The 915-nt window shown below is 74.2% G+C and carries 1 protein-coding gene; it reads right to left on the bottom strand.

Features of this window, described 5'->3' with window-relative positions; translation table 11 throughout:
• A partial coding sequence (locus DRV85_RS18795) for a helix-turn-helix transcriptional regulator (protein WP_147238900.1) occupies positions 1–898 on the bottom strand: 898 nt, incomplete at its 3' end.
• Positions 899–915: the final 17 nt, after the last annotated feature.

Below are 915 nucleotides of genomic sequence, written 5' to 3'. Positions count from 1 at the left end.
GCCTGCGGCCGGGCTCCTCGCTGCCGGGCGGGTCGTTCAGCCGGATCGGGGGAATCAGCGCATGGCAGAGCGTGATGAGCTGACTCTGCCGGTTGATGCCGGTCTTGGCGAAGATGCTCTTGAGATAGGTGCGGGCGGTGGAGATGGTCAGGTTGCAGTCCCGGGCCGCGGCCCCGAGCGACTTGCCCGCCAGAAGCTGCTGCGCCAGCCGGCGCTCGGCCCGCGTCAGCCCAAGCGTCTCGAGCAGCAGGTCGCTCAGCGCGCTGTCGTCCTGTTCCTGGCCGACGACGACCAGCGCCAGCGGCGTCGTCCGCTCCATCGGCAGCACCACGACCGTGCGCAGACGCTCGCTGGGCCCGCCGAGGTGGATCACCGAGGGGCGCTTGCGCCCGGTGGCGACCCCCAGCGCCGCGTGCAGTCGCGCCTGGCTCTGGGGGTCGCGCGCCACCAGCCGGCCGTTCTGCAGCCGGAACTCCTGCTGGCCGGCCAGCCAGCGCTCGGCGCTCTCGGTCATGTAGGCGACCGCGCCCTGGGCGTCGGCCACCACCACACCGCAGGAGAAGCTGCGCAGGATCGCCTCGGCCAGCCCGCCCCGCGCGGTCGCGCCCAGCCGCTCCTGCAGGAGCCGGTCCGCGTAGCCCAGCCCGATCCGGATCAGCCGGCGCTGCAGCTCGCCGGGCGGGGCCGACAGCCCGCTGCGCAGAACCGCCACGGGACGAAGATTGCCGACGCTCTCGCCCAGCCCGAAAAGATAGCGCCCGCTGCGCAGCCAGCTCGTCGCGGCCGGCGCCTGTGACGCCGCGCCGCGCCCGTCCGGGCCGGCCTCCGCCCCGAGGGCAGGGTCGGCATGGTGCAGCGACAGATGCGTGGCGAGCGTGCGCGAGACCGTCTCGAGCATCGCCGACTCCTCCGCCG

The organism is Rhodosalinus halophilus (assembly GCF_003298775.1).
Classification (GTDB): domain Bacteria; phylum Pseudomonadota; class Alphaproteobacteria; order Rhodobacterales; family Rhodobacteraceae; genus Rhodosalinus; species Rhodosalinus halophilus.
The sequence above is the reverse complement of the archived record's forward strand: the minus strand, read 5'-3'. Positions and strand labels throughout refer to the sequence as shown.